At 70.7% G+C, this 6,990-nt stretch carries 7 protein-coding genes; 5 read left to right on the forward strand and 2 right to left on the reverse strand.

The annotated features are described in order from the left end of the window. Position 1: 1 nt before the first annotated feature. Both AC1DNF_RS22300 and AC1DNF_RS22305 read right to left on the reverse strand, forming a co-directional pair. Entirely contained in the window at positions 2-271 is a 270-nt protein-coding gene (locus tag AC1DNF_RS22300) for a glycine zipper domain-containing protein (protein WP_478150809.1), read from the reverse strand. A gap of 98 nt (positions 272-369) precedes the next feature. Then, a complete protein-coding gene (locus tag AC1DNF_RS22305; RefSeq protein WP_478150810.1) occupies positions 370-684 on the reverse strand; it encodes a hypothetical protein in 315 nt (104 codons plus the stop codon). A 189-nt stretch (positions 685-873) separates the two neighbouring features. On the opposite strand from AC1DNF_RS22305, the gene AC1DNF_RS22310 reads away from it, so the two are divergent. From AC1DNF_RS22310 to AC1DNF_RS22330, 5 genes are all read left to right on the forward strand, one after another. Beyond that, on the forward strand, positions 874-2,862 hold the full coding sequence (locus AC1DNF_RS22310) for an erythromycin esterase family protein (RefSeq protein WP_478150811.1): 1,989 nt from the start codon (positions 874-876) through the stop codon (positions 2,860-2,862). A gap of 38 nt (positions 2,863-2,900) precedes the next feature. Continuing rightward, positions 2,901-4,682: an acetate--CoA ligase gene (gene acsA / locus AC1DNF_RS22315; RefSeq protein ID WP_478150812.1), complete on the forward strand. Its 1,782-nt coding sequence runs from the start codon at positions 2,901-2,903 to the stop codon at positions 4,680-4,682. Continuing rightward, complete coding sequence (gene pdhA / locus AC1DNF_RS22320) at positions 4,679-5,692, forward strand: pyruvate dehydrogenase (acetyl-transferring) E1 component subunit alpha (protein WP_478150813.1); 1,014 nt, start codon at positions 4,679-4,681, stop codon at positions 5,690-5,692. Before acsA ends, pdhA begins: the two co-directional genes overlap by 4 nt. Next, on the forward strand, positions 5,692-6,675 hold the full coding sequence (locus tag AC1DNF_RS22325; RefSeq protein ID WP_478150814.1) for an alpha-ketoacid dehydrogenase subunit beta: 984 nt from the start codon (positions 5,692-5,694) through the stop codon (positions 6,673-6,675). The genes pdhA and AC1DNF_RS22325 overlap by 1 nt, the downstream gene beginning before the upstream one ends. Beyond that, on the forward strand, positions 6,672-6,990 hold a 319-nt coding region (locus AC1DNF_RS22330), incomplete at its 3' end, for a biotin/lipoyl-containing protein (protein ID WP_478150815.1). The genes AC1DNF_RS22325 and AC1DNF_RS22330, both read left to right, overlap by 4 nt.

Genomic DNA, 6,990 nt, shown 5'->3' on the forward strand with positions numbered 1-6,990 from the left:
GTCAACGTCGCGCGGCAAGCAGCCCGATGATCAGGCCGGCCGCCGCCGCGATGCCGATGGCGCTATATGGATGATGATGCACGGCCTCGTCGGCCGTGCGGGCGGCGTCGCGCGCACGGGTCCGGGTGCTCTCCTGCAGCTCGTCGAACTGGGCGCGAAGCTTGTGGAAGGCATCCGTCAGCCTGCGGGTCGACATCTCGTTCTTGCCGCAGGTCTTCTCGGCCTCCAGGCTTTCCCCGGCGGCGGTATCGGGAATGGTGGTGTCGTTCATACATTTGCCTTTCTGGACGGTGGGGGAGCTACACCGAAACTTATCGTAGGCGCGGCCCCCCGCGCAAGATTGACCCAGGTCAAGGCGCATGGGATTCGCTACCCGAGACGCCTCTCGTCCTTGAAGACCTCGTCATCCGCGGAAGCGTTCTTCAGGCAGATCCGCTCGTGCCTGAGCACGAGATCGGCGTAGCGGTCCTGCTCCTGCTGCGTCATCCGGTCGGCATCCTTGTCGGCGCAGTCGATCATGAACTGCGACTCCTCGAAGCTCAGGCCATGGAGGATCTCTTCGCCCTTCGAGTTGATGGCCAGCGCGTTGCGGGCCGAAAAGTGGTCGCGCTGCGTTGCCGACATGCTGAGCGTCTGCATGATGGATTCCTTCCGGATGCGCCGGTGGTTGTCTGGTTGAATCATCGGATGTTCGCCGATGGGCCGCCGCCGCCATTGACGCGGCGCAATGAAGCAGGCGAAACGCCTTCGAGACCGGCGCCCTCCGCCGATGGCGGCCGGCCGGGACGACGGCGTTTGCGCAAGCGCAATCTTCGCGCCGAAAGCCGCGCGCAAACTGGCGTTCGCTGTAATGTCAACGACGGAGGTGCTGCCATGGTGTCGGTCGACTTCGAGAAGCTTCGCGCGGCCATGGTCGAGCAGCAGGTCGCGGGGCGGGGCGTCCGGTCGTCCGCGGTGCTGGCGGCGATGGGCGCGGTCCCCCGCGAACTCTTCGTGCCGGAGCCGCTGCGCGAATTCGCCTACGAGGATTCGGCGCTGAAGGTGGATGCGGAGCAGACGCTCCCGCAGCCCTACCTGCTGGCCGTGATGCTCGAAGCCCTGGCAATCGACCCGCACACCAGCGTGCTGGAGATCGGCACCGGCACCGGCTACGCGACCGCGGTGCTGGCGCGCCTGGCCCGGGCGGTCCATACCGTGGAGACGAACGCCGCCGTGGCGTCCAAGGCGGCGGCGACGCTGCGGGGCCTGGGCTGCGCCCATGTGCATTTCCTGCATGGCGAGGCGAGTCAGCGCTTCGCGGAACATGCGCCCTTCGGCGCGATCCTGGTGAACGCCGCCGGGCCGCACGTGCCGCACGCGCTCAGGGAGCAGCTGGCGATCGGCGGTCGGCTGGTCATGTCGGTGGGCATCGATCCGGCCGTGCGGGAGATGGTGCGCGTGACGCGCGTCTCGGAGAAGGAATACACGACCGAGGACATGGCCGACGTCCGCGTGGCGCCCCTGGATGCCGACGCCCTGCGGGCGCCGGTCCAGCGCTTTGCCCGTCCGGCGCCGCGGTCGCCGGACGCGGCGCTGGCCAAGACCGTGGCGGCCGGCTGCGAACGCTTCGCGACGCTCGACGGCGCGGACCTCGGGCCGCTGCTGGAGCGCATCGGCGACGCCCGCGTCGTGCTCATGGGGGAGGCGACGCACGGAACCTCGGAGTTCTACCGCATGCGCGAGCGCATCTCGCGCGAGCTGATCAAGCACAAGAACTTCAGCTTCATCGCCATCGAAGGCGACTGGCCCGACGCGGCGCGCATCGACAGCTACGTGCGCCATGCGCGGCACCGGCCCACGACCTGGGCGGCCTTCGCCCGCTTTCCGGTCTGGATGTGGCGCAACCGGGAGGTGCGTGCCTTCGTCGACTGGCTGCGCGGCCACAACGCGGCCGCCGACCCCGCCGACCGGGTGGCCTTCCATGGCCTGGATCTCTACAGCCTGTACAACTCGATCCATTCGGTGGTCGGCTACCTGGAAGAGGTCGATCCCGCGACCGCCGGCATCGCGCGCCAGCGCTACGGCTGCCTGACACCCTGGCAGTCCGATCCCGCCAGCTATGGCTACGCGGCGCTGAACGCGCAGTACCGCAGCTGCGAGCAGCAGGTGGTCTCGATGCTGAGCGATCTGCTGCACAAGCAGCCCCTGTACACGGGGGGCGACGGCGAGCGCTTCCTGGACGCGGTGCAGAACGCCCGCCTGGTCGCCAACGCGGAGCGCTACTACCGCACGATGTACTACGGCTCCCGCGCCTCCTGGAACCTGCGCGACAGCCACATGTTCGACACCCTCAAGAGCCTGCTGGCCTTCCACGGGCCGTCCAGCAAGGCCATTGTGTGGGCCCACAACTCGCATGTCGGCGACGCCAGGGCGACCGAGATGTCGCGACGCGGCGAGCACAACATCGGGCAGCTGTGCCGCCAGGAGTTCGGCCGCGGCGCCTGCCTGATCGGCTTCGGCACCCACGGCGGCACCGTGGCGGCGGCCTCCGATTGGGACGGGCCGATGGAGGTGAAGGCGGTTCGCCCCTCGATGGCCGGCAGCTACGAACGCCTGTGCCACGAGGCGGAGGTGGACAACTTCATCCTGCCCTTGCGCGGCCCCGCGTCCGAGGCTTTGCTCGCCGGCCTGTCGCAGCCCCGGCTCGAACGGGCCATCGGCGTGCTCTACCGGCCGGAGACGGAACTCCAGAGCCACTATTTCCAGGCGGTGCTGCCGCGCCAGTTCGACGAGTACATCTGGTTCGACCAGACACGCGCCGTCACGCCGCTGGAGACCGAGACCATCGAGGGCCTGCCGGAAACCTATCCCTTCGGGCTGTGAGGCGGCCGCGCGAAACCTGCACCGGGAGACACGACAGCATGGACCCTCTTCCAGCGATCATCCGCAAGACCGAGCGGGATCTTCGCCTGACGCCGAACCTGCGCGACTACGAGGCCGAGCGCCGCGCCTTCAGCTGGGATGCGGCCCGCGCCGCGCTGCGGGGCCTGCCCGGCGGCGGGCTCAACATGGGCTTCGAGGCGGTCGACAGGCACGCGGCCGGCCCGTTGAAAGACCGGACGGCCCTGCGCTTCGTCTCGCGCGGCGCGCCGCCGGTCGAGCTGAGCTACGGCGAACTCGCGCGCCGGACCGCCCGCTTCGCCAATGTGCTGCGCCAGCTCGGCGTCGGCAAGGGCGACCGCCTGTTCGTGCTCGCCGGGCGCATTCCCGAGCTCTATGTCGCGGTGCTGGGCGCGCTGAAGAACGGCACGGTGGTGACGCCGCTCTTCTCGGCCTTCGGCCCGGAGCCGATCGCCACGCGCATCGGCATCGGCGAGGGCCAGGTGCTGGTGACCACCGACGGCCTGTACCGGCGCAAGCTGCGGCAGTCGCGCGCGCGGCTGCCCTCGCTGCGCCACGTGCTGCTGGTGGCGGAGGAGGGCGGCACCACCGCCGAGCCCGACACGCTCGATCTCGCCACGCTGATGGCCTCGGCCGCCGAGGAGTTCGACACCGTGGCGACATCGGCGGACGACCCGGCGCTGCTGCACTTCACCAGCGGCACCACCGGCGCGCCCAAGGGCGCCCTGCATGTGCACGGCGCGGCCGTGGCCCACTACGCCACGGCGCGCTACGCGCTCGACCTGCACCCGCAGGACCGCTACTGGTGCACGGCCGATCCCGGCTGGGTCACCGGGACCTCGTACGGCATCATCGCGCCGTTGCTGCTGGGCGTGAGTTCGCTGGTCGACCTCGAGGAGTTCGACGCCGAGCGCTGGTACGGGCTGCTCGAACAGGAGCGCGTCAGCGTCTGGTACACGGCGCCGACCGCGATCCGCATGCTGATGAAGTCCGGTGCGGCGCTTGCGCGGCGCCATGTCTTTCCGGCGCTGCGCTTCGTGGCCAGCGTGGGCGAGCCGCTCAACCCGGCCGCCGTCTGCTGGGGCAAGGAGGCCTTCGACCTGCCCATCCACGACAACTGGTGGCAGACCGAGACCGGCGGCATCATGATCGCCAACACCCCGGCCTTCGACATCAAGCCGGGCTCGATGGGCCGCCCGCTGCCCGGCGTGGAGGCCTGCATCGTCGAGCACCTGGAGGCGCAGGGCGAGGCGCCCCGCGTGCGCGTGGTCGAGCAGCCGGACGTGGAGGGCGAGCTGGCCTTGCGCGCCGGCTGGCCCTCGATGTTCCGCGGCTACCTGAACAACGAGGCGCGCTACCGCAAGTGCTTCGCCGACGGTCTCTATCTCACCGGCGACCTGGCGCGGCGGGATGCCGACGGCTACTTCTGGTTCGTCGGCCGCGCCGACGACGTCATCAAGTCCGCCGGCCATCTGATCGGGCCCTTCGAGGTCGAGAGCGCATTGATGGAGCATCCCGCGGTCGCGGAGGCGGGCGTGATCGGCAAGCCCGATGCCATGCTCGGGGAGATGGTGAAGGCCTTCGTCTCGCTCAAGACCGGCTTCACGCCCGACGAGAGCCTGCGCGCGGACATCCTCGCGCATGCGCGCAGGCGCCTCGGCGCGGCCGTGGCGCCCAAGGAGATCGACTTCCTCGCGACCCTGCCGCGCACGCGCAGCGGCAAGATCATGCGGCGCCTGCTGAAGGCGCGCGAACTCGGCCTGCCCGAGGGCGACACTTCGACGCTGGAGGCCGGTGCATGACCGAGGAAGGCGTACCGCCCCCGCCCACCGGCCCCGTCCCCTGGGACAAGGCCTTCGCCCTGGGCCTGCTGGCCGACATGCTGCGCATCCGGCGCATGGAGGAGAAGTGCGCCGAGCTCTACGGCAGGCAGAAGATCCGCGGCTTCCTGCATCTCTACATCGGCGAGGAGGCGGTGGCCGCCGGCACGATGCATGCGCTGGGCGCCGACGACAACATCGTCGCCACCTACAGGGAGCACGGCCATGCGCTGCTGCGTGGCGTCGCCATGGGCGCGATCATGGCGGAGATGTACGGCAAGCAGCAGGGCTGCTCGCGCGGGCGCGGCGGCTCGATGCACCTGTTCGACCGGGCGACGCGCTTCTTCGGCGGCCAGGCGATCGTCGGCGGCGGGCTGCCGCTGGCGGTCGGGCTGGCCCTGGCCGACAAGCTCTCGGGGCGCGAGGGCCTGACGGCCTGCTTCTTCGGCGAGGGCGCGGTCGCGGAAGGCGCCTTCCACGAATCGATGAACCTCGCCGCGCTCTGGAAGCTGCCGGTGCTGTTCTGCTGCGAGAACAACCTCTATGCGATGGGCACGGCGCTGGCGCGCTCCGAGTCGCAGACCGACCTGTGCGCGAAGGCGGCCTCCTACGGCATGCGCACCGTCTCCGTCGACGGCATGGATGTCGTGGCCGTCCATGAGGCGGCCATGGGCGCGGCGCCCGAGGTGCGCGCCGGCGCGGGGCCTCTGTTCATGGAATTGCGCACCTACCGCTTCCGCGCCCATTCGATGTTCGACCCCGAGCTCTACCGCGCCAAGAGCGAGGTCGAGGCCTGGAAGACCCGGGGCCCGATCCATACCTACACCGCGCGCCTGAAGGCGCAGGGCAGTCTCTCCGAGGACGAGTTCCTCGCCCTCGACGCGAAGGCCCAGGCGGAGGTGGACCAGGCCGTCGCCTTCGCCGAGGCGGGCAGCTGGGAGCCGGTGGAAGCGATGCTGCGCGGTGTGCTCACGCGCGAGGAGGGCGCCTGATGGCCCGCACCATCAGCTACCGCCAGGCGCTGACGGAGGCCCTGCGGGAAGCGCTGAGGAAGGACCCGCGCGTCTTCCTGATGGGCGAGGACGTGGGGCGCTACGGCGGCACCTACGCGGTGACCAAGGGCCTGCTGGAGGAGTTCGGGCCCGAGCGCGTGCGCGACACGCCGCTGTCGGAGCTCGCCTTCGTCGGCGCGGGCGTCGGCGCGGCGCTCGGGGGCATGCGGCCGATCGTCGAGGTGATGACGGTCAACTTCAGCCTGCTGGCGATGGACCCCATCGTCAACTGCGCGGCGCTGATGCATCACATGTCGGGCGGGCAGTTCTCGGTGCCGCTGGTGATCCGCATGGCCACCGGCGCGGGGCGCCAGGTGGCGGCGCAGCACTCGCACAGCCTCGAAGGCTGGTACGCGCACGTGCCCGGCCTGCGCGTGCTCGCGCCCGCCACTGTCGAGGATGCGCGCGGCATGCTCGCCGCGGCGCTCGCCGATCCGGACCCGGTGCTGCTCTTCGAGCACGTCCAGCTCTACAACCTGGAGGAGGAGCTGGCCGACGACATTGTGGTCGACATCCGCGGCGCCAAGGTGCGCCGCGCGGGCACTGACCTCAGCCTGATCGCCTACGGCGGCACGCTGTCCAAGGCGATGCGGGCGGCCGAGGCACTGAGCCTCGAAGGCATCGCCGCCGAAGTGGTCGACCTGCGGGTGCTGCGGCCGCTCGACGATGCGACCGTCATGGCCTCGGTGCGCAAGTGCCGGCGGGCGGTGATCGTCGACGAGGGCTGGCGCTCGGGCAGCCTGGCGGCGGAGCTGATGGCGCGCATCGCGGAGCAGGCCTTCTTCGACCTCGACGCGCCGCCGGCGCGCGTGTGCAGCGAGGAGGTGCCGATGCCCTACGCGCAGCATCTGGAGGAAGCCGCGCTGCCGCAGCCCGAGAAGATCGTCGCGGCGGCGAAGCGCCTGATGGGACGCCTGCCGTGATCCGCTTCGAGCTGCCTTCGCTGGGCGCCGACATGGAGGCGGGGACGCTGCTGCAATGGCTGGTGCAGCCGGGCGACAGCGTGAAGCGGGGGCAGGTGGTCGCGGTGGTCGACACCTCCAAGGCCGCCGTCGATGTCGAGATCTGGCAGGAAGGCGTGGTGGCCGAGCTGCGGGTCCAGCCGGGGCAGAAGGTGCCGGTGGGTACCGTGCTGGCCACGCTGCTGGAGCCCGGCGAAGTGGCGGGCGCGCCGCAGGCGCCCGTGCCGTCGGCCGAGGCGGCCCCGGCCGCCGGCGCCGCGCCGCGCAGGGCGGTGT

Source organism: Variovorax sp. 01T432 (assembly GCF_056398605.1).